This is a genomic window from Plantactinospora sp. B5E13 (assembly GCF_039871775.1).
GTDB lineage: Bacteria > Actinomycetota > Actinomycetes > Mycobacteriales > Micromonosporaceae > Plantactinospora.
Genome location: NZ_JBDPLT010000004.1, coordinates 172,157 through 193,199, shown reverse-complemented (window position 1 = coordinate 193,199; position 21,043 = coordinate 172,157). Strand labels below are relative to the sequence as shown.

18 protein-coding genes are annotated in these 21,043 nt (G+C 72.0%); 9 read left to right on the top strand and 9 right to left on the bottom strand.

From position 1 onward, the window contains the following. Positions 1 to 14: 14 nt before the first annotated feature. Complete coding sequence (locus ABGB05_RS06045) at positions 15 to 578, bottom strand: GNAT family N-acetyltransferase (RefSeq protein WP_347652160.1); 564 nt, start codon at positions 576 to 578, stop codon at positions 15 to 17. Positions 579 to 613: 35 nt separating this feature from the next. Here ABGB05_RS06045 and ABGB05_RS06040 point away from each other — a divergent pair, with 35 nt between their 5' ends. The 3 genes from ABGB05_RS06040 (at position 614) to ABGB05_RS06030 (ending at position 3,935) form a co-directional block, all read left to right on the top strand. Further along, on the top strand, positions 614 to 1,921 hold the full coding sequence (locus tag ABGB05_RS06040; RefSeq protein ID WP_347652159.1) for a glycosyltransferase 87 family protein: 1,308 nt from the start codon (positions 614 to 616) through the stop codon (positions 1,919 to 1,921). Positions 1,922 to 1,981: 60 nt separating this feature from the next. Further along, on the top strand, positions 1,982 to 3,211 hold the full coding sequence (locus ABGB05_RS06035) for a crosslink repair DNA glycosylase YcaQ family protein (protein WP_347652158.1): 1,230 nt from the start codon (positions 1,982 to 1,984) through the stop codon (positions 3,209 to 3,211). A 94-nt stretch (positions 3,212 to 3,305) separates the two neighbouring features. Beyond that, complete coding sequence (locus tag ABGB05_RS06030; RefSeq protein ID WP_347652157.1) at positions 3,306 to 3,935, top strand: DUF2752 domain-containing protein; 630 nt, start codon at positions 3,306 to 3,308, stop codon at positions 3,933 to 3,935. A 216-nt stretch (positions 3,936 to 4,151) separates the two neighbouring features. Here the strand turns inward: ABGB05_RS06030 and ABGB05_RS06025 are convergent, their stop codons facing one another. From ABGB05_RS06025 to ABGB05_RS06015, 3 genes are all read right to left on the bottom strand, one after another. Beyond that, the gene (locus tag ABGB05_RS06025) at positions 4,152 to 4,775 is read right to left on the bottom strand and encodes a DUF305 domain-containing protein (protein ID WP_347652156.1); all 624 of its coding nucleotides are present in this window, start codon (positions 4,773 to 4,775) and stop codon (positions 4,152 to 4,154) included. 98 nt (positions 4,776 to 4,873) lie between these two features. Next, positions 4,874 to 5,347, bottom strand: coding sequence for a DUF6153 family protein (locus tag ABGB05_RS06020; RefSeq protein ID WP_347652248.1), 474 nt, complete (start codon positions 5,345 to 5,347; stop codon positions 4,874 to 4,876). Between the two features lie 186 nt (positions 5,348 to 5,533). Next, positions 5,534 to 8,902 (bottom strand): S8 family serine peptidase, encoded by a 3,369-nt coding sequence (locus ABGB05_RS06015; RefSeq protein WP_347652155.1) that lies wholly within the window; start codon positions 8,900 to 8,902, stop codon positions 5,534 to 5,536. Positions 8,903 to 9,074: 172 nt separating this feature from the next. Between ABGB05_RS06015 and thyX the strand changes: the two genes are divergently transcribed. The 3 genes from thyX to ABGB05_RS06000 all read left to right on the top strand — a co-directional run bounded on the left by thyX (position 9,075) and on the right by ABGB05_RS06000 (position 12,621). Continuing rightward, a complete protein-coding gene (gene thyX, locus ABGB05_RS06010) occupies positions 9,075 to 9,818 on the top strand; it encodes an FAD-dependent thymidylate synthase (protein WP_347652247.1) in 744 nt (247 codons plus the stop codon). Between the two features lie 46 nt (positions 9,819 to 9,864). Then, positions 9,865 to 10,791 carry a 4-hydroxy-tetrahydrodipicolinate synthase gene (dapA, locus tag ABGB05_RS06005; protein WP_347652154.1) on the top strand — a complete coding sequence of 309 codons (927 nt, stop codon included), beginning with the start codon at positions 9,865 to 9,867 and terminating at the stop codon, positions 10,789 to 10,791. A 141-nt stretch (positions 10,792 to 10,932) separates the two neighbouring features. Next, positions 10,933 to 12,621: a ribonuclease J gene (locus ABGB05_RS06000; protein WP_347652153.1), complete on the top strand. Its 1,689-nt coding sequence runs from the start codon at positions 10,933 to 10,935 to the stop codon at positions 12,619 to 12,621. 146 nt (positions 12,622 to 12,767) lie between these two features. Here ABGB05_RS06000 and ABGB05_RS05995 read toward each other — a convergent pair whose 3' ends face one another. From ABGB05_RS05995 to ABGB05_RS05985, 3 genes are all read right to left on the bottom strand, one after another. Beyond that, positions 12,768 to 13,817 (bottom strand): alpha/beta hydrolase, encoded by a 1,050-nt coding sequence (locus tag ABGB05_RS05995; protein ID WP_347652152.1) that lies wholly within the window; start codon positions 13,815 to 13,817, stop codon positions 12,768 to 12,770. A gap of 66 nt (positions 13,818 to 13,883) precedes the next feature. Beyond that, the gene (locus ABGB05_RS05990; protein WP_347652151.1) at positions 13,884 to 16,109 is read right to left on the bottom strand and encodes an MMPL family transporter; all 2,226 of its coding nucleotides are present in this window, start codon (positions 16,107 to 16,109) and stop codon (positions 13,884 to 13,886) included. Continuing rightward, entirely contained in the window at positions 16,097 to 16,411 is a 315-nt protein-coding gene (locus tag ABGB05_RS05985) for a hypothetical protein (RefSeq protein ID WP_347652150.1), read from the bottom strand. The genes ABGB05_RS05990 and ABGB05_RS05985 overlap by 13 nt, the downstream gene beginning before the upstream one ends. Positions 16,412 to 16,632: 221 nt before the next feature. Between ABGB05_RS05985 and ABGB05_RS05980 the strand changes: the two genes are divergently transcribed. From ABGB05_RS05980 to ABGB05_RS05970, 3 genes are all read left to right on the top strand, one after another. Then, complete coding sequence (locus ABGB05_RS05980) at positions 16,633 to 17,769, top strand: sensor histidine kinase (RefSeq protein ID WP_347652149.1); 1,137 nt, start codon at positions 16,633 to 16,635, stop codon at positions 17,767 to 17,769. Continuing rightward, positions 17,766 to 18,437: a response regulator transcription factor gene (locus tag ABGB05_RS05975; RefSeq protein WP_347652148.1), complete on the top strand. Its 672-nt coding sequence runs from the start codon at positions 17,766 to 17,768 to the stop codon at positions 18,435 to 18,437. The genes ABGB05_RS05980 and ABGB05_RS05975 overlap by 4 nt, the downstream gene beginning before the upstream one ends. Positions 18,438 to 18,513: 76 nt before the next feature. Continuing rightward, on the top strand, positions 18,514 to 18,960 hold the full coding sequence (locus ABGB05_RS05970; protein WP_347652147.1) for a DUF2784 domain-containing protein: 447 nt from the start codon (positions 18,514 to 18,516) through the stop codon (positions 18,958 to 18,960). On the opposite strand, the gene ABGB05_RS05965 is transcribed toward ABGB05_RS05970, so the two are convergent. Both ABGB05_RS05965 and ABGB05_RS05960 read right to left on the bottom strand, forming a co-directional pair. Beyond that, on the bottom strand, positions 18,885 to 20,459 hold the full coding sequence (locus ABGB05_RS05965; protein WP_347652146.1) for a YbjN domain-containing protein: 1,575 nt from the start codon (positions 20,457 to 20,459) through the stop codon (positions 18,885 to 18,887). The two genes, ABGB05_RS05970 and ABGB05_RS05965, sit on opposite strands and share 76 nt — an antisense overlap. A 105-nt stretch (positions 20,460 to 20,564) precedes the next feature. After that, positions 20,565 to 21,035, bottom strand: a complete 471-nt coding sequence (locus tag ABGB05_RS05960) for a YbjN domain-containing protein (RefSeq protein WP_347652145.1) — start codon at positions 21,033 to 21,035, stop codon at positions 20,565 to 20,567. Positions 21,036 to 21,043 lie beyond the last annotated feature (8 nt).

The window sequence follows — 21,043 nt, the reverse complement described above, 5'->3', positions numbered from 1 at the left end:
GAATGGCCCCCTCCTCACGCCTCCAGCGAGACGTGCAGACGGAGCTGGGGAACCAGCATGTCGTCGACGTCCAGCGCCCGGGCGGCGCCGTCCGGCTCCCAACCGGCCCCGCCGAGGAACTTCCGGGTCGCCGCGTCCCCGTCGAAGGTCCAGGCCACCGCCGTGTCGAAGCCGTCGGAGCGCCACAGGTCGACAGCGGCGGCGAGCAGCCGGCTGCCGTGGCCCCGCCGTCCCCACCGGGGCTCGACCAGCAGGTCGGTCACCGCGACCACGTTCGGACCGAGCGCCTCCGCCGGTTCGTTCGGTGCCAGCGCCTGCTCGTCGGGGGGCCCGGAAGCGGCAAATCCCACCAGATACGATTGTTCGGCCTGCTCGACGGCGACCAGGACGCGGTGCCGTTCCGAGGGCGGAGCCTCGACCGCCGCGCTCCAGTTGCGCGCCAACCAGGCCTCGTCCAGGTTGTCGAGCACATGCTTGGGAAGCATCCGCCGGTACGCGACCCGCCAGGTCGCGAGCTGGATGCGGGCGATCTCGGCGACGTCCTCCGGACGCGCCGGGCGGACGTACCCGAGAGCCATGAGTGGTGAGCCTACGCAAGGGGAGAGGGACGGTAGTGGCGCAGGGTGCCTTCTCCCGGGCCAGGTTCCAGGTGCCCTTCGTGGTCGCGCTGGCCGTACTGGTCACCGGGTTCCTCTCGGTGGCCGCCGTCCGGCACGGTTTCTTCGACCTCGCCGTGTACTGGGGTGCCGTACACCACTGGGTCCGGGCCGACGGGCAGATCTACGACTGGCTGATGCCGGACAGCAAGTACGGCTTCACCTACCCGCCCTTCGCCGCCCTGCTGATGTACCCGATGGCGTACCTGGGCTGGCACACGGCGATCGTGATCCACGTGACCCTCACCGTCCTGGCGAGCACACTGCTGATCTGGTGGCTGGTCGACCCGATCGCCCGCCGTACCGGCTGGACCCGCTGGTTCACCCTCGCCGTCGCGCTCTGCCTGGCGGCGGCCTTCGAGCCGATGCGCGAGACGGTCAACTTCGGCCAGGTCAACATGCTGCTGCTCTTCCTGGTCGGCGTCGACCTGCTCTGGCTGGTTGCGCCGGTGACCCCGTTCGGCCGGCGGCTGCCGGCCCGCTACCGGCGCTTCGCCGGGGTGGGCATCGGACTGGCCACCGCGATCAAACTGACCCCGGGCATCTTCATCGTCTATCTGCTGATCACCGGACGCTGGCGGGCCGCGCTGGTGGCCAGCGGTACGGCGACCGCCGTCACCCTGGTCGCCGCCGCGGTGGCCCCCGACGCGTCGCGGGAGTTCTGGACCACCGCACTCTGGGACACCGACCGGGTCGGCAGTCTGTCGTTCATCTCCAACCAGTCGTGGCAGGGGGTGGTCGCCCGGCTCGACCCGGCCCACCCGAGCACCCTGGCCTGGCTGCTGCTGGTGGCGGCGACCGTCGCGGTCTGGATCTGGCGGGTACGTCCCGCCGCGTCCGCCGGTGACGAGGCGACCGGGCTGGCCCTGACCGGCGTGGTGCAGAGCCTGATCAGCCCGGTGACCTGGGTGCACCACCTGGTCTGGCTGATCCCGGCGCTCATCCTGCTGGTCGACAACGCGTACCGGGCACCGGCCGGGAGCCGGCGGCGTCGCACCCTGCTCGGCTTCGCGATCTTCGCGTACCTGGTGCTGATCAGTCGACTGGTCTGGATCTGGGAACGCCGGTTCGACGGCGTACTCGGTTTCCTGGGCAGCAACTTCTATGTCTGGATCAGTCTCGCGCTGCTGCTGGCGCTGCCGCTGCGGGGACCGGCCCGGGGCGTCGGCACCGAGCCGGCGACGGAACCGGGGCCGGCGACGGAACCCGAGCCGCCCCGGCGCCGGCCGTCGCCCCGGCCGCTCGAGTTGACCGCCGAGGGCTGATAGCAAGGCGCCCTTCCTGGCGCCCGGGGCTGTCGGTGAGATGGGTTAGGGTCGTCGCCGATGGCTGTTCCCGACTCGTTGTCCCTGGCCCAGGCCCGGCGCATCGCGCTCGCCGCCCAGGGTTTCGCCGATCCCGTGCCGACCGCCGTGCCGACCCGCCGTCACCTGCGTCGGGTGCTCGACCGGGTCGGACTGCTCCAGATGGACTCGGTCAACGTCCTGCAGCGGGCCCACTACCTGCCGTTGTACAGCCGGCTCGGGTCGTACCCGACCGAGCTGCTAGACCGGGCGGCCTACCGGCGGCCCCGGGACCTCTTCGAGTACTGGGGCCACGAGGCGTCGCTGATCCCGGTCGAGCTGCAGCCGGCCCTGCGCTGGCGGATGGCCGCCGCGCACAGCGACGCCTGGGGCGGGATGCGCCGGATCGCCGTCGAGCAGCCGGAACTGGTCGCCCGGGTGCTGGCCGAGGTACACGCCAACGGCCCGATGACCGCCGCCGAGATCGAGCACGACGCGCCCCGGCGGACCGGTAACTGGGGCTGGAACTGGTCGTCGGTGAAACAGGCCTGCGAGTACCTCTTCTGGGCTGGCGAGCTGACCGCCGCCGCCCGGAACAGCTCGTTCGCCCGGGTGTACGACGTACCGGAGCGGGTGCTGCCGGCGGAGGTGTTGGCCACGCCGACCCCGGACGGGCCGGAGGCGTACCGGCGACTGGTCGGCGTCGCGGCCCGGTCGCTCGGCGTGGCGGCCGAGCCGGAGCTACGGGACTACTTCCGGCTGCCGGTCGCCGCCGCCCGGAGGGCGATCGCCGAGCTGGTGGAGACGGGCGAGCTGCGGCCGGTCGCCGTGCAGGGGTGGCGCCTGCCGGCCTATCTGCACGCCGGGGCGCGGCTGCCCCGGTGGATCCGGGCCGCCACCCTGGTCAGCCCCTTCGACCCGCTGATCTGGGAACGGGCCCGGACGGAGCGGCTGTTCGGCTTCGGCTACCGGATCGAGATCTACGTGCCGGCGCCGCAGCGGGTGTACGGCTACTACGTGCTGCCGTTCCTGCTCGGGGACCGGTTCGTCGCCCGGGTCGACCTGAAGGCGGACCGCCGCAACGGCGTACTCCTGGTGCCGGCCGCCTGGGTCGAGCCGGGCGTCGATCGGGCGGAGACAGCCACCGCGCTCGCCGCCGAGCTGTACCGACTTGCCGGCTGGCTCGGTCTGGCGGCGGTGGCGGCGCCGACCGGTGGCGATCTCGCCGGGCCGCTCGCCGCCGCCCTCGCCGGCGTGGTCGGGGTACGGTGAGACCAGCCGGCGGACCGCGCCCCGGCATACTGGGCCGACCGGCGACACCTCGGGTACGGCGACCAGCGGCGCCTCGACGGACGGGTGGGATGTGATGACGGGCAGCGACGAGAGCCGCTCCGGCGAGGCCGGTCCGGTGGTGGCCGACACGGTGTCGCCGGTGGGCCACGCCGATCAGTCGCCGGCGGGTCACCCCGGGCAGCCGGGGACGTACGACGGCCACGGTCACCCGGTGGGGGCGTACCCGTATCCGCTGCCGCCGTATCCGATGCCGGAGCCGGACCGGATCACCCGTTTTGTCAACCGGCTGCAGGCCCGGTTGCCGCGTTGGGCCGCGCCGCTGGCCGCGCTCGGCTGCATCGCCGGAGCGGTCGGCTACACCCTCTGGGCCGACCCGGCGCGCAGCGCCCCCGATGCCATCCCCTCCTGCATTCTCAAGCTCACCACCGGCCTGGACTGTCCCGGCTGCGGCGGCACCCGGGCCGCCTGGTACCTGTTGCACGCCGACCTGCCGGCCGCCGCCCGCCACCACCTGCTGTTCGTTTTCGCGGTGCCGTTCCTGCTCTACCTCTACGTCGCCTGGGCCGGTCGGCTGGCGTTCGGCTGGCGGCTGCCGCAGCTGCAGATCACACCCAAGATGATCGGCATCTTCCTCGCCGTCTGGATGGTCTTCTCGGTGGTCCGCAACCTGCCCTGGGCCCCGTTCGACTCGCTCTACGTCTGACTGGGCGACACGTCTGACTGGGCGACCTGGTCCAGCGTCCAGCCGACCCTGGCCAGCCCGGTCAGGCGGGTCCTCTAACCCGGGGACGAGGGGTGTCCCGGGCACGACCTGGTGCCGGGACACCCCTCGTCGTGTCGGCATCGACGGCGAGCGCCGGCAGCGTGTCGGGTGTAGCGGTCCGGCGCGCCGCGAACCGGCACGCCGGACCGTGCCGTCCTACCGGTTGTTGAGCAGGCTCTGCATCTGGCTGATCTCCGCCGTCTGGTCTGCCTTGATCTTCTCCGCGAGGCTCCTCGCCGCCGGGTTCTGGCCCTGCTGCGCTTCGGTGCTGGCCATCTGCACCGCGCCCTGGTGGTGACGGATCATCATCTCCAGGAACATCCGGTCGAACTCGTCACCGTTGGCCCGTTCCATGGCGGCCATGTCTTGATCGGTCATCATCCCGGGCATGCCGCCGTGCATGCCGTGCCCGCCCGCGGACGCGGACGCCGTCGCCGCTCCCCACTCCCGCAGCCAGGCCGTCATCTGGTCGATCTCCGGCTGCTGAGCCGTCCTGATCTTGCTGGCCAGGGACTTGACCTGCGGATCGCTGGCTCGGCTTTCCGCCATCTCGGCCATCTGTACGGCCTGCTGGTGGTGCGGGACCATGCCCTGGGCGAAGGCGATGTCCGCCTGGTTGTGTCCGGCCGTGGAGACCGGTGCGCTGGTCGCGGTGGCCGGCTGCTCGGCGGTGTGACCGCTGCCGTGCCCGTCACCACCGCAGGCGGCGGTGACGGTGACGGCGCCGATCGCGGCAGCCGTCAGCACGACGGATCGAATGATGGTTCGGTTGATACGCATGGGTTATCGACTCCCTGATAGCCGTTCGAGTTCACGACGAGATGCCCGACGCCCCGCCTGCTGAGCAGGTGGGATCGGTAACCGGGCCGGGAGTCGGCCTAGACGCGCCAGACAGACAGTTCAAACAGCGACGGAGGACCACAGCCGCTGCCGTCGGCCGCCTCGTTCGCCGCCGTCTGTGGAGACAACACAGCGACCGGCAGCGGCAGCGCGCCAGGAACCGGGAGAAGAGCCGGCGCCGGCGCAACCGGCCCATGACCCGGCATGGTGGCCCGGCATACCTGCCCCGGGTGCCCGTGTGGCAGGCCCGGGCAGTGGGAATCCCCGGGCGGACAGTGTGTGTCCGGGCCGGCGAGCACCGCACTCGCCGGGTCCAGACCCGCCACCTGGAGCCCGGCATCGTTCATCTCCGCACCCGCCGCAGGCGACGGGTGGTGACCATCCATGATCGGGGTACCGACGAGTTGGTGCATGAAGATCAGCCCGACGAGCCCGACCAGTACCGCCACCACGCGGATCACGGTGAGCGATCGGCGCAGTTGGACACGAATGGCGGCTGTCATCAACGCCATGGTAGCCACCGGAGGATCACCGGGCGGGTCACTCGCTCCGCCCACCAACCGTGGTTGCACCGGCGTCCCGAGGACAGTGGGCCGCACCGCGCCGTTGAGGGCCGTGCAGGGTGCGGGCGGAGAACCCGGAGGGCGGCGGGTCCGGCGGCGCACCCGAGATCCGGGTACGCCGCCGAAACGGGCCGTCTAGCCGATCCGGTACGCCCGGATCACCGTCTGACTGACCGTGTTGCCGGCGGTGTCGGTGGCGTTCGCCCGCAACGACACGTAGCCGGCGTCCTCCGGGTGCCGCAGGACCACCTGACCGGCGGTGACCTCCACCGGCGCCCAGGTCTTCCCGTCGTCGTACGACACCTCGACGGTCAGGCTCTGGTTGGCCCCGGCCGGCGAGTCCGGCTGGGCGGTGACGGTGACCGGCACGGTCCCGGTCTGCCCGGCCGGCGCGGTGTTGTCGTTGTCGACCCGGGGCGCGAACCGCACCGTGGAGACCGGCAGCCGGACCGGGCTCTCCCCGGGCACGTGGCCGGACCGGAACGTCCAGGTCACCTCGACCCGGGTGGAGAGCGTCGCCGGGCCGCCGCGCTCCGCGGTCATGGTCAGCCGGTAGTCCGCCTCCTCCGGCGGTACCTCGACGGTGCCGTTCAGCCCGTCGAGTTCGGCCAGCGGGCGGCCCCCGGACTCCAGGGTTATCCGGCCGGTGGCGATCGACGAGAAGCCGGCCCGGCCGAAGCCGTCGCCGTAGAGCGGGGTCTGGATCTGCAGGGTGTCGCCGCCCCGGGTCACCCACTGGTGCTCGTACGGCGGCGCGGCCACCGTCGGCCCGAAGACGCCCCGACTCCACTGTTCCTGGTACGACTCCCCGGCCCGGTACGCCAGCGGCGGCGCCACCAGGCTGGTCAGGTACGCCTGCTGGTCACCGGTCCCGGTCATCTCGTCGACCGACCGGAACCACTGGCCACGTCCTCCGGTGGTGTAGTACTCGATCCGGGTGGACGGCAGCGGGAAGGTCATCGCGTGCGCGAAGCCGCCCATCGTCGACTCCGGCAGCACTGCCCAGGCGAGCTTCCGTCCGGTGCTGCCGGACGACTCGTGCCCGTGGTCGGCCCGGACGGTGGCCAGGTCGGTCTCGGTCACCTGCCGGGTGAACCCGGTCGGCATCCGTTGCTCGGTGAGCCAGCAGAGCTGGTACGCGTACGAGGTGTCGGCCGGGTCGGCGGGACCGAGGGTGGCGGTGATCCGGGAGACGAAGCCGTCGACCGCGACGTCGGGTCCGATCCGGCCGACCCGCATCCGGTCGAAGGTGCCGCCGAGGGTGCCGACCTCGACGGTGCGTCCGGCGGCCAGCACCGAGGCGGCGAGTTCGGCGAAGACCTGTTTCGCGTCGTCGCGGGGGACCGTGACGGACAGCGGCGCGCCGAGCCGGGCGTCGAGGGTGACCGTCCGGTCGGCGGCGACGTCCAGTTCGGGCTGGGCCACCATGCTGGTCAGGTAGGTTCCGTCGACCGGGCTGGTGATCGCGCCGAATACCGCGTACCGGCCCTTCGGCACCCGCAGGGTGGTGCTGCCGGTCGCGGCGCCGGGCACGCTGACGGCGTGTGTGCCGTCCAGGCCGGCGAGCATGCTCAGGTATCCGTCGGTCGGTGCGCCGTCCTGGCCGAGGTGCGACACCGTCACGTCGTAGCTCTCCACCTCCCGTTCCACCGCGACCGGGGTCAGCACGATGCTGCCGTTGTCCTCGTCGGTGTCCGGGGCGGCGACGAGCTGGCCGGTGAGCCGGCCGAGCGGCCCGCCGGTGCCGGCCGTGTCGGCGGTGACCGTCGCCTCGGCGGTGCCGCCCGCCGGCACGGTGACGCTGGTCGGCCGGACCTGGAACATCCCGGCCGGCACCGGGGTGCCGGCCGGGTCGGTGGCGTCGACCGCGAGCCGCAGGGTGACCGGGGTGTCGCCGAGGTTGTGGTAACTGACGGTACGGCTGACCGGGGTGTTGTCGTCGTGCGGCCACACCTGCCGGCCGAACCCGAGACTCGGCGGGTCGGCGGTGATCCGCTGGCCGATGGCCCGGGCCACGTCGAGCCGGCCGGCGCCCTGGGCGAAGACGTCGAGGTCGGTGGCGGGCCGGGCGGCGGCCATCAGCGTGGCCTTCAGCTGGGCCGCCGGCAGGTCCGGCCGGCGCTGGGCGAGGATCGCGGCGGCGCCGGCGACGTGCGGGGCCGCCATCGAGGTGCCGGACATGCTGATCCCGGTGCCGTCCGGCACGTCCGGTCCGGAGTCGGCGCTGCGGGCGGCGACGATGTCCAGACCGGGCGCGGTCAGGTCGGGTTTGATGGCGTTGTCGCCGATCCGGGGGCCCTGGCTGGAGAAGCCGGCCAGCCGGTCGGACTTGGAGACGGCGCCGACCGCGAGTGCGGCGTCGGCGGTGGCGGGGGAGCCGACCGTGCCCGCGCCGGGGGTGTTGCCGGCGGCGACCACGAAAAGGGTGTCGTGTTCGTCGGTGAGCCGTCGGACGGCCTGCTCGACCGGGTCCTCGCCCACGCTGTCCGGCCCGCTGAGACTCATGTTCACCACCTGGGCGCCCTGCTCGGCGGCCCACTGCATGCCGGCGATGATCCAGGACTCGGGGCAGCCACCACCGGCGCAGACCTTGCCGTCGAGCAGCCGCGCGCCGGGGGCGACCCCGGTGAACCGGGCGGCGCCGGTCCCGGCGACGGTGGAGGCGACGTGGGTGCCGTGTCCGACCAGGTCCCGGTCGTCCTCGGTCCCCTCGGTGAGGTTCCGCTGCCCGGCGACCCGTCCGACCAGGTCGGGATGGGTCTCGTCGATGCCGGTGTCGAGTACCGCGACGGTGACCCCGGTGCCGTCGTAGCCGGCGGCCCAGGCGGTCGGCGCGCCGATCTGCGGGACGCTCTCCGCGAGCGCCGGTCGGCGCAGCCCGTCGAGCCAGACGGTCCGGACCTCGGCGGCCAGCGCGGGGCGGGTCGGTTGCCCGCCGGCCAGGCCGGTCCAGAAGCCGGCGAGTCCGGTCCGGTCGACCGTGATCGCGAGGCCGTCCACCGGCGGGAGGTCGCGGACCACCCGGGCGCCGGCCGCCGTCACCTGGCGCTGCCCGGCACTGCGGGCGTCGGCTCCGGCGTACGTGACCAGCAGCGGCAGGTCGGTGCGTCGGTCGTAGCCGAACTCGAGCAGGGTGGTGACGTCGAAGAGCCGTTCGTCGAGTTGTCCGCCGCGCAGCAGGGACAGGGCGTCGACCGGGATCACGTACCGCCGTTCGGCGACCCGGCGGGTCAGGAACTGGATCTCCGCCCGTCCGGGGCCGGGTTCGACGCTGGCCTTGTCGCCGGCGACGACGGTCACCCGGTCGCCGGTGATCAGGGTGACGGTCCGGGGTCCGGTGCCGGCGGTCGGACCGTCCCCGGTCAGACCCGCCCGGGTCGTCGGGCCGGTCGAGCCCGGGCCGGCCGGGGCGGCGGACGCGGTCCCGGCCGGGCCCGGTACGCCGATCGCGAGCAGCAGGACGACGCCGGGTAGCCCGTGCCGAAGCCTCCTATATGGACTCATGGTGTACCTCCCCTGGATCCGGTCAAACCGGTACCTCTGGTATGACCGAAACACAAAGTCCACGGGTCGGCAACATAGACGCTCATAGATTGAGACGTCGACCGGGCGCGCCGAGGGGGGAGGGTGTCCCGGCCGCCCGGGCCGGCCTACTACAGTCGCAGGAATGCCGGAGATGGTGGGGCCGCAGGTCAAGGTCATTGCGTGGACGCACTTCGAGGCGCCGGAGGACGTACCCTGGTCGACCGACGCCGAGGGGGGCCAGGCGCTCGCCGAGTTCGCCGGCCGGGCCTGCTACCAGTCCTGGCGCAAGCCCAACCCGGCCACCGCGACCAACGCGGGTTATCTGACCCACATCCTGGAGAGCGGGCACCTGTCGGTGCTCGAGCACGGCACCGTCACGGTCTACTTCACCGGGGTGTCCCGCTCGTTCACCCACGAACTGGTCCGGCACCGGCACTTCTCGTACTCACAGCTCTCCCAGCGGTACGTCCCGGAGCGGGAGGCCGCGATGGTCGAGCCGTCGGTGATCGCCGACGACCCCGAACTGCACAAGCGGTTCGTCGAGGCGACCGAGGCGAGCCTGCGGGCGTACAACGAGTTGCTGGAGGGGCTGGAGCGACGGTTCGCGGACGTCGAGAACCCGACGTTGCGGCGCAAGCAGGCCCGGCAGGCCGCCCGCGCGGTGCTGCCGAACGCGACCGAGACCCGGATCGTGGTGACCGGCAACTACCGGGCCTGGCGGCACTTCGTGGCGATGCGGGCCACCGAGGGTGCCGACGTGGAGATCCGCGAACTCGCCGTGGAGTGCCTGCGCCAGCTGCAGCGGGTCGCCCCGAACGTCTTCGCAGACTTCACCATCAGCACCCTGCTGGACGGCACCGAGATCGCCGACAGCCCGTACGCCCAGCTGTCCTGACCTCTTCCCTGCTGGCCCGGCGGCGCGATTCCGATAGGTTGTTCGCATGACCCACCACCACCCTGCCGCCGGTGACGGGGCGGCACCCCGTCCGTTCGGGCGGCTGCTGACCGCCATGGTGAGCCCGTTCACCCCGGACGGCTCGCTCGACCTCGACGGAGCGGCCGCACTCGCCGCCCACCTCGTCGACGAGCAGGGCAACGACGCGCTCGTGGTGAACGGCACCACCGGCGAATCGCCCACCACGACCGACGCGGAGAAGGAACGGCTGATCCGGACCGTGGTCGAGGCGGTCGGTGACCGGGCGCGGGTGGTCGCCGGTGTCGGCACCAACGACACCCGGCACACCATCGAGCTTGCCGGGGCCGCCGAGAAGGCCGGCGCGCACGGGCTGCTGGTGGTCACCCCGTACTACAACAAGCCGCCGCAGGCCGGGCTGGTCCGGCACTTCACCGCGGTCGCCGACGCCACCGGGCTGCCGGTGATGCTCTACGACATCCCGCACCGCTCCGGAGTGGCGATCGCCACCGAGACGCTGGTCCGGCTCGCCGAGCACGAGCGGATCGTGGCGGTCAAGGACGCCAAGGGCGACCTGGTCGCCACCTCGTGGGTGACCAGCCGGACCGACCTGGCCGTCTACTCCGGCGAGGACGCGCTGACCCTGGCCGCGCTCGGCATCGGCGGGGTGGGGCTGGTCGGCACCTCCACCCACCTGACCGGCGCGCTCACCAAGCGGATGATCGAGGCGTACGACCGGGGCGAGACCGCCGAGGCGCTGGCCCTGCACCGCCGGCTGCTGCCGCTGTTCACCGGCATCTTCCGTACCCAGGGCACCATCCTGGTCAAGGCGGCGCTCACCGCGCAGGGTCTGCCGGCCGGGCCGGTACGGCCGCCGCTGGTGGACGCCACCGAGGCCGAGATCGCCCAGCTCCGCGAGGACTGCGCCGCCGCCGGCCTGGAGCTGCCGGCATGAGCGAGCGGAGCGAGCGAATCGGTTGGCTCGGGTTGACGGCTCATGCCGGTGCCGAGCGCAGCGAGGTGGCGGCATGAGTGAGCGAACCGGAATCGGGTGGCAGGCGAGCATGGACGGGGACAACTGGGTGGGAGTGAGGGCATGAGCCAGCCGGGTGTCGAGCTGGAGCCGCCGGGCGACCTGCCCGAGGGCGGCCTGCGGATCATCCCGCTGGGCGGGTTGGGCGCCATCGGGCGCAACATGACGGTTTTCGAGTACGGCGGCAAGCTGCTGGTCGTCGACTGCGGGGTGCTCTTCCCCGACGTCGAGCAACCCGGCGTCGACCTGATCCTGCCGGACTTCGCGCCGATCCTCGACCGGCTCGCCGACGTCCAGGCGATCGTGCTCACCCACGGGCACGAGGACCACATCGGCGCGGTGCCGTACCTGCTCGCCCACAAGCCGGACATTCCGCTCGTCGGGTCGCAGTTCACCCTGGCGCTGGTCGAGGCGAAGCTCGCCGAACGGCGGATCGAGCCGTACACGCTGACCGTCCGGGAGGGCGGTCGGGAGCGGCTGGGGCCCTTCGAGTGTGAGTTCTTCGCGGTCAACCACTCGATCCCGGACGCGCTGGCGGTGGCGATCCGTACCCCGGCCGGCCTGATCCTGCACACCGGCGACTTCAAGATGGACCAGCTGCCGCTGGACGGCCGGATCACCGACCTGGCCGGCTTCGCCCGGCTCGGCGCCGAGGGTGTCGACCTGCTGCTCTCCGACTCGACCAACGCGGAGATCCCCGGTTTTGTCACCCCGGAACGCGAGATCGGGCCGGTCCTCGACTCGATCTTCGCCAAGGCGCGCGGCCGGATCATCGTCGCCTCGTTCGCCTCACACGTGCACCGGGTGCAGCAGGTCCTCGACTCGGCGGCCGAGCACGGCCGGAAGGTGACCTTCATCGGCCGGTCGATGGTCCGCAACATGGGCATCGCCCGTGATCTCGGCCTGCTCCGGATCCAGCCCGGCCTGGTGGTCGGGCTCGACGAGGCGACCGCGTTGCCGCCGGACCAGATCGTGCTGATGTCCACCGGCTCGCAGGGCGAGCCGATGAGCGCACTGGGCCGGATGGCGACCGGTGACCACCGGCACATCACGATCGCCCCGGGCGACACCGTGGTGCTGGCCAGCTCACTCGTCCCCGGCAACGAGACCTCGGTCTACCGGGTGATCAACCAGCTCTCCCGGGCCGGCGCGACCGTGATCCACAAGGACGTCGCCAAGGTGCACGTCTCCGGGCACGCCCCGGCCGGCGAACTGCTCTACCTGCTCAACGTCACCCGGCCGAGCAATCTGATGCCGGTGCACGGCGAGTGGCGCCACCTGCGGGCGCACGCCCGACTCGGCATCGAGTCCGGGGTGGCGCCCGACCGGGTGGTGCTCTGTGAGGACGGCGACGTCGTCGACCTGGTCGAGGGGCACGCCCGGGTGGTCGGACACGTCAAGAGCCGGTACGTCTACGTCGACGGCCTGGCCGTCGGCGACGTCGGCGAGTCGCTGCTCACCGAGCGCCGGATCCTCGGCGACGGCGGGTTCATCTCGGCGACCGTGGTGGTCGACTCGGTGACCGGCAAGGTCGTCGGCGGTCCCACCGTCTCCGCCAAGGGCTTCTCTGACGACCCGGACGCGTTCAACCCGGTGATCCCGCTGATCACCGAGGCGCTCAGCCGGGCCGCCACCGACGGCATCACCGACCCGCACCAGTTGCAGCAGATCGTCCGCCGCACGGTCGGGCGCTGGGTCAACGACGCGTACCGGCGGCGGCCGATGATCGTACCGACGGTGGTGGAGGTCTAGCACCAACGCCGTTCAGCTAGGGCGATGGCTGGGTGGTCAAGGGTCGTGGGAGCCGCCTTGTGCACGTGTGGCCACACGCCGTCGACATCTTGACGTAGACCTCGTAGACGCGGCCGGGAAGGCCCTCGCTGCGGCAGAGAAAGCCGCTATCTCTGCGGGGCGTGCTCGTGGAGGAACGCCCTCGCGGCGCGCTGGGCGTCCTCGGCCCGGGGGCTTAGCCAGAACCCGAGATGCTCTTCGTCCGGCATCCAGTGGTGCCGAGCGCCGGGGATCCGCGCGGCGGCGTTCGCGCCGTGCTCGAACGGCACGTCGCCGTCCTGTGTGCCGTGGAGGATAAGCGTCGGCGCGGTGATGCGGTCGAACGCGATGCCCATCTCTCGCGTCTGCAGCGAGTCGTTGGCGGTGCCCGGCATTCTCTTCTCGTACGGGAAGGTCGTTTCGAACATCGCCTCGAAGAAGAGCCGGACATCCTTCGTGTCCATGATGTAGCGAGCGCGTTCCGCCTTCTGTTCATCCGTGAACGTGCTGGTCTCGTTCAGGGTGCTGGACACGATCGACTCAAGCGAGACCGATGCGGTCAGCTTCGCGAGCTTCTGGACGATCGCGTTCACGAAGGCGGCCCGCAGCGGCGAGGTGGCCGAGGCATCAGGGTTGGGCAGGCTCACGCCGCCGATCGAGACCAGTCCCCACACCCGCTCCGGATGGCGCGCGGCGAAGGTGTACGCGACCGGGCTGCCTGCCGAGACGGCGAGGACGCCGACCCGGTCGATGTGAAGCTCGTCAAGCAGGGCTGCCAGCAGATCGGCCTGCTCGTCAAGGGTCCGCCCGCTGCTCAACGGAGTGCCGAGGTACCCGGGACGCGACGGGCTGAGGATCCGATACCCGTCGTCCTGCAGCCAGCTCGCGAACAGTCGGCCCTGATCGGCGCCACCCAACCCGGCATGCACGGACAGCACGACCGGACCGTCGGTGCCGTGCAGGTCGTACTCAATCGGGCCTCGTTCCGTTTCGGCGGTCCGCAGGTTGATCGCGACACCCGGCAGCAGCTCCCGCTGCGGATCGAGGTTGGCTCCGCCGTCCCACACGGTCAAGCCGGTCGCAAGCAGCGCTGGAATACCAATGAGCACGCCCGCCGTGACAAGAATTGCCTTCCGAATGCGGCGCCGCCGTCGCGGCGCCGGTGTCTGTTCTGTCATCTCCACCCCACATTGCTCGATCCGCGCCACAGAGCCGGCTGGACCATCCGAACCTTCAGGCCGTGTTCAGCGGTAGTGATCAGCGCCGGTTACCACAGGCGTGGCGATCGCCTGGTCGGACTTCTGTCCATCGGCCGTCACGGCCGCTGCCCCTACGCCAGGACGGTGCTGGGACACGGCGAGCAGCCGGCTCAACGGGCGGGGGAACCACCAGTTCGAACGGCCGAGGAGCGTGACCAACGCCGGGGTGAGGATGCCGCGGACCAGGGTGGCGTCAATGATGATGCCCGCCGCCAACGCGGTGGCGAACACCTTCACGTCGGTGATCGGAATGCTGGCCAGCGCCGTGAAGGCGAGGAAGAGGATGAGCGCGGCGGAGGTGACGAGCCGTCCGGTTCGGCTGATGCCCGTAACGACGGACGGCACCACGGTGTCCCGTTCACCCTCGGCGGTCAGGTCAAGGTGCGTTTCCCGGATGCGGTGCAGGATGAACACCTCGTAGTCCATGGACAGCCCGAAGAGGAAGGCGAAGACCGCCATCGGGATCCAGATGGTCACCGCCCCGATGGCGGGCGAGTCGAACAGCAACCCGCTGCCGTGGCCCTGCTGCCAGATGAGCACCACGACGCCGTACGCCGCGCACGTGGACAGCGCGTTGAGCGCCAAGGCTTTCAACGGCAGGACGACCGAACGCAGGGTCCGGGCCAGCACGATGAACGTGAGCAGGGCTACGAAGAGCAGGATGAATTCGACCGAGCCGTAGACGGCCTCGATGAAGTCGGCATCGGTTGCCGGACTCCCACCGGCCAGCACACCCGGAGCCTGCCGCGCGGTGTCCAGCACGTCCGAGACCGCAGCCCGGCCGCCACCGCTGGACGGGTCCTCCGTGGTCCACACGTCGATGACCTGGTGACCGTCGCGCGTCCAGCCCGGCGGGGCGAGGCTGCCCGCGACGCCGTCCAGGCGACGGAGCCGGGCCTGCATGGCGTCGGTGGCGTCGGCGGCGACGACGACCTCGACGGGGCGGGCGATGCCTTCGCCGAAGCCCGCGTCGACGAGCCGTTGGAAGGTCTGGGCGGGCTGTCCCCCCTGGGCCAGCGTCGAGGTTGCCGGCTGCCCGAGTTGCAGCGCCAGCACGGGCGCGGCCAGGGCGAGCAGCACCAGTCCGCTGACCAGCGCGCTGAGTGCCGGGCGCCGGGTGGTGACCCGGGCGATCCTGGTCCACATGCGGCTGTCCGAGCGGTGCTGACGACGCGGCCGGTCCAGCTTGTCGCCCCACGAGTAGAGCAGGACGGGCAGCAGGGTGAGGGCGACGGCGACGCTGACCAGCGGGATAAGCAACCCGGCGTAGCCGACGCTGCGCAGGAACGGCACCGGCAGAACGACAAGTGCGGCAAGCGAGATAGCCACCGTGGCGCCGCTGAGCGCGACCGCGCGGCCCGCGCTGGCCAGGGACCTGATGACCGCCTCCCGGCGCGCCTCGGGCTCGGGGCCGTCGGTGCCGGGTTTGGCGCGCTCTTCCCGCCAGCGGGTGACGACGAGCAGCGCATAGTCGATCGCCACGCCGAGGCCGATGAGCGTCACCAGGAACTGCACGATGAACGAGACGTCGGTGAGCTCGGTGACCCCGCGCACCAGCAGGAACGTCGTCGGGATCGCCACCGCGGCCATCAGCACCGGCACGATGGCGAGACCACTGCCGAAGACCAGGATCAGTACGCACAGCGCCCCTACGGCGCCGATGAGCGTCTCGTAGATCGGGCTGCGCTGGGCGCCGCTGTTGCGTCCGGACAGCACCGGCTGACCGGTCAACTCGACCGGGGCGTCCGCGATCCTGGCCTGCGCGACCGCCGTCTCGATGTCAGGCAGCCACCGCTCGTACGGAGCGTTCGAGGGAGTCGCTGGCGGGTAGACCAGCGCCACGGTGGTGCGCCGGTCCGCCGACACCAACGACTCACTGCCGGGGCCGCCGTAGGAGACGCTCCGCCCGCCCGGCGGGGTCACGCTTTCCAGTAGCGCGTCCCACTGCCGGCGTACCTCGGGCCTGTCGACGGTCGTGCCATCGGGCACCGTCACCACGAGTAGCAGTGGGGCGTTACGACCACCGGTGTCGCCGAATCGTTGCGCGATGGCGTCGTTCGCCTGCTGGCCCGGACGGTCCGGTAACCGGGCCTCGTAGCTGAGCCTGTCGATCGTGCTGCCCGACAGCGCCCCTCCCAGCAGCGCGAGCGCCACCCAGACGAGGACCACCGGCAGCCGGTGCGCGAGCATCCAGCGTGTTATCCGCTCCACGGGACAGACCTTTCGTTGAGGGCGGTGCGGGACGCGGCCGCGCCGACGCGGTCGGCGGCGAGCAGGTGGGCGCGCCCGCGGACCAGGACGGCGAAGGCCACCGAACCGACCACCGCGCACGCCGTCACCGTCTGGACGACCGGGCCGTTCATCCGCATCAGCGCGGCGTGGAAGGTCAGGCGGACATCGAGGGGTACGGCGTTGAACGTCGCCACGACGTTCACGGCGCCGTGGCCGAGCGCGCCGGCGAGCAGACCGGTCGACAGCAGCGCGAGCGCGCGGACGGTGCGGACCATGGACACGGCATGAGGATGCCGCCCGGCGGTGGTCGCGGTCGTCAGGCCGGGGTTGTCAACTGCCGATACCTCCGACGGTGCAGTCCGGCGTAGGCTACATCCACGGTGGTAGTGGCGGCTCCGCTCGTGGGCTGACGTCCGAGGCGACCGGGTCGCCTATCATTGCGCGCATGGGCGACGACGGCGGGCGGGGCCGTGCGGGGCGTTCCCTGGCTATGGCGTTCGGCTTGACCGTTCTGGTCGTCGCCAGCGCCGTAACCTCGCCGCCCGGGCGCATCCGGCTCGACCTGGTCAGCTCGTTCCTGCTGGTGGTCCCGGCGATGGCGACCGCCGCCCGGCGCCGGCTGCCCCTCGTCGTGCTCGGCCTCGCGACCGTCTGCGTGCTTGTCTACCAGCTGCGCGGCTATCCCGGCGTCGCACCCGCTCTGACCGTCATGGTGGCTCTCTACACCGCCGTGAAGGGTGGGCACCGGTTGCCGGCCGGGTCCGCCGTCGTCGTCATCCTCGTCGGCGGTTCCGCCAACGAACTCGCGAGCGTCGACGCCGGGGGGCTGGCGCCCGACGTCGTCCAGCGCTGGCTGCTACTGATCGGCTGGATGGTCGCCGCCTGTGTCGCAGGCGAGCTGTCCCGCCAGCGCGTCGTCCACCTCACCCACGTCGAGCAGCGTGCGCTCGACGCCGAACGTACGCGCGAGGAGACCGCTCGCCGCCGCGCCACGGAGGAGCGGCTACGGATCGCCCGCGACCTGCACGACTCCCTCACCCACAGTATTTCGCTCATCAACCTGCAGGCGAGCGTCGCCGTCCACCTCGCCCAGAAGCGCGCCGAGCCGGTCCCCGAGGCGCTGGTCACCATCCAGGAGGCCAGCCGCGAGGCGCTGCAGGAGCTCCGCGCGACGCTCAAGGTGATGCGTACCGACGACGCTCCGGCCGGAGGTGGGCTCGACCGCCTCGACCGCCTCGTCGAGGGCGCCCGCAGGGCGGGCATCCCGGTCACGGTGACCGTCACCGGCCGGCTTCGCAGCCTGCCGGCCCCGGTCGACCGCGCCGCGTACCGCATCGTGCAGGAGGCCCTCACCAATGTGACCCGCCACGCCGGCCCGGCAACCGCCTCGGTCCGGCTCCGCTACGGCGACGACGCGTTGGCCGTTCACATCGATGACGACGGGCTCGCCACCGGCCGGGCGGCCGCCGTGCCGGGTGCGGGTCTGGTCGGAATGCGGGAGCGGGTCACCGCCCTCGGTGGGTCACTGCACGCCGGCCACCGCGACGGCGGCGGGTTCACCGTCCAGGCGACCCTACCGCTGGAGCGGCCGTCCCCGGCTCTTGACGGGCCGCCATCTCAGCTGGAGAGGTCTTCGTGATCCGCGTACTGCTCGTCGACGACCAGGCCCTGATCCGGGCCGGCTTCCGCGCCCTCATCAACGCCGAAGATGACCTCATGGTGGTCGCGGAGGGCGGCGACGGCACGGAGGCGGTCGCGCTCGCCGCGGAGCACCTGCCCGACGTCGCGCTCATCGACATCCAGATGCCCGTTCTCGACGGCATCCAGGCCACGCGTCGGATCGCCGCCGATCCGGCCCTGGCCGGCGTGCGCGTCGTCATCCTCACCAGCTACGGCCTCGACGAGCACATCTACGCCGCGCTGCGGACCGGCGCCGCCGGCTTCCTCGTCAAGGACACCGAGCCGGCCGATCTGCTGCACGGCATCCGTGTTGCCGCCCGCGGCGACGCCCTGCTGTCGCCGGCCATCACCCGCAAGCTCATCAGCGAGTACGTCTCGCGACCGCCGCACCACAGCCGCGCCACCGTGCTGGAGGTCCTCACCAACCGCGAGCGGGAGGTCGTCGCGCTCGCCGCACGGGGCATGTCCAACGACGAGATCGCCGCCCACATGGTCATCAGTGTCGCCACCGCCAAGACCCACATCAGCCGGGCGATGACCAAGCTCCAGGCCCGCGACCGGGCGCAGCTCGTCGTCCTCGCCTACGAGACCGGCCTCGTCACCCCGGCGGCCACTCTCTCGACCTAGCCAGGCCGCTCTGAGTACCCGTACCCGGTCAACCGGCCGGTCCGCTGGCTAGCCTTTGCCCCGGAACGGAGGGGCGATGGTTTTCCGGTTGTTGACCTCGGTGGTGCTGGCACTGCACTTCGGCTTCCTGGCCTACCTGGTGGGCGGTGGTTTCCTCGCCTGGCGGTGGCCCCGGACGGTCTGGCTGCACCTGGCGGCCGCCGTCTGGGGGGTGACGGTGGTCGCCGCCCGGATCACCTGCCCGCTCACCTACGTCGAACACTGGTCGCGGCGCCAGGCCGGCGAGTCCGGTGTCGGCCGCGGCTTCATCGACCGGTACGTCGAGGGCGTGATCTATCCCGAGCGGTACGCCGCGCTCGCCCAGGCGCTGGTCGCGGTGGTTGTCCTGATCTCCTGGGCCGGGCTGCTGTACCGGCTGCGCCGTACCCGGCGAGCGGCGCCGCCCGGTCAGGGCAGCGCGTCGACCGCGGCCGCGAACTCGGCCCCGGTGGCCAGCGCCGCGGTGACCAGGACCCGGAGCTGACCGGCCGAGACGCCGTGCTCCAGGTCGGTGGTGACGTCACCGGCGAGGATCAGTTCACCGTCGTCACTCTCCCGCACGTACGCCTTCGGCAGCAGCCGGTCGTGGTTCCAGGCGTTGCAGAACTCGTACGCCTCGGCGAGCCGGTCGGCCGGCAGCCGGCGCAGGGCCAGCACCTCGGCGTGCAGGATCTCGCCCCGCTCACCCACCCGGTGGAACCGGATCACCGCGTCGCCCCACCGGCCGCCGACCGTACCGTCCGGGGCGACCGCGTAGTGGTCGTTGCGCTGCTCCAGCACGTCGACCACCGCCGTCACGCTGAGCGGAACGACCTGTGCCGTCCAGCCCTCCGGCGGGATCGGGCCGGCGGTCGCCCAGTCGTCGGCGGGGCCGTCCGGTGGCAGCGGCACCGGGTCGGTCACCGGCCGCTCGGCCAGCCAACCCGCCATCCGACCGGACTGGTGACTCGTCCCGTTCCGGGCGTCGAACCGGCCGGCGAGGTCCTGGGCGGTGGCCACCAGGTCGGCCTCGAGCGCGGCCACGGTCAGCCGGGCGGCGAGCCGTTCGCCGTGCGCCGGCCGGTCGACCGGGTAGCGGTCGAAGCCGGCCGCTCCGGCCAGCCGGCAGACCAGGGCGCCGGCGGCGGCGAACTCCATCGCGGAACTCTCGTCGTACGGGCGGTCGAGCCAGCCGAGGTGCCGGGCGAGGATCTCCAGCCCGCGTTCGTGGTGTCCGGTCAGCGCACAGAACCGCAGGTGGTCGGCGAGGAACGGAAACGCGTCCCGTTCCCGCCGGTGCCGCCGGTACGCCCGCACGTGCGCCCGGGCGGCCTCGTCGTACCGGCCGAGCCGCAGGTACGGCACCAGCATCGCGGCCAGCGCCCGGGCCGGCTGCTCGGGGCAGCCGACGACACCGGAGAGGACCGGCTCGACCACCTCGACCGCCTCGGCCCACCGGCCCCACCCGGCCAGCAGCCGTGCCTGGTTCGCCGGGTCGCAGCCGGCGCAGTCGCTGAACTCGTCGCGCGGGGCGGCCCGCCACTGCGTGAACCAGTGCCGGGCGGCGGTCTGGTCGCCGACGTGGTCCGCGATCCGGCAGCGCAGGCTGTAGACGGCGTGCCGGCTGTGCCCGTCGGCCCGCAGCCGCCGGTCCAGGTCGTCGAGGGTCGCCTCGGCCCGGGCCAGTTCCATCCGGGAACTGTCCCGCAGCGCGGACACCGCCCACTTGTGGTACCAGCGCAGCAGTTCGGCGTCGGCCGGCGCGAACAGGCCCGGGTCCCGGTCGTGGGCGGCGAGGCACCACTCGAACGGCTCCAGCATCCGCCACCGTTCGGCGTGGTAGTTGTGCGCCTCGATCAGCGCCAGCCGGCCGGCGATCCCGAGCCGTACGTCGGCCGCGGCGTCGGCGTGCGCGATGATCCGGTCCAGTTCCGCGACCTTCTCCTCGCCGTCCGGCAGGTCCCGGGCCGCGGCCAGCGCGGCGAGCAGTTCGTCGCGGGTCACAGGGTGCCCCGGCGGGACAGGGTCATGACGACTCTCCTCACTGGGATTCCGGCGGCGTGCCCGCCCGCGACCGTGGGACGTGGCCTGGCGATTCGGCGAGTCTAGTCAGCGGGCCAGTTCCGCGACGGCCTTCGACATCTGCACCCCGGTCAGGATGCCGCAGCCCAGCAACTGGTCGAGTTGTGCCGGGGTGACCCCGTGCTCCAGGTCGGTGACGACCTCGCCGCAGACCCGGACGCTGCCGTCGTCGTTGACGTGCACGAACGCCTTGGGCCAGAAACGGTCCCGGTTCCAGGCGTTGCAGAACGCGTACAGCCGGGGCACGTCGTCGATGGGGAACCTGGTCGCCGCGATGGTGCGGATCTGCAACAGTTCGCCGGCGGCGCCGCAGCGGATGAAGTAGATGACGCTGTCGTCCCAGCGGCCGACGAGATCGCCGTCCGGATCCGTCTCGTACGGATGATCCCGACCGTCCAGTACGCTGGCGATCAACTCGTCGCTGAGCGGCCGCAACCGTTGCGGGCGACGGTCGATGTCGGACGGTTCCGCCGCGTCCTGAAACTCCGCTCCGGGCATCCGGATAC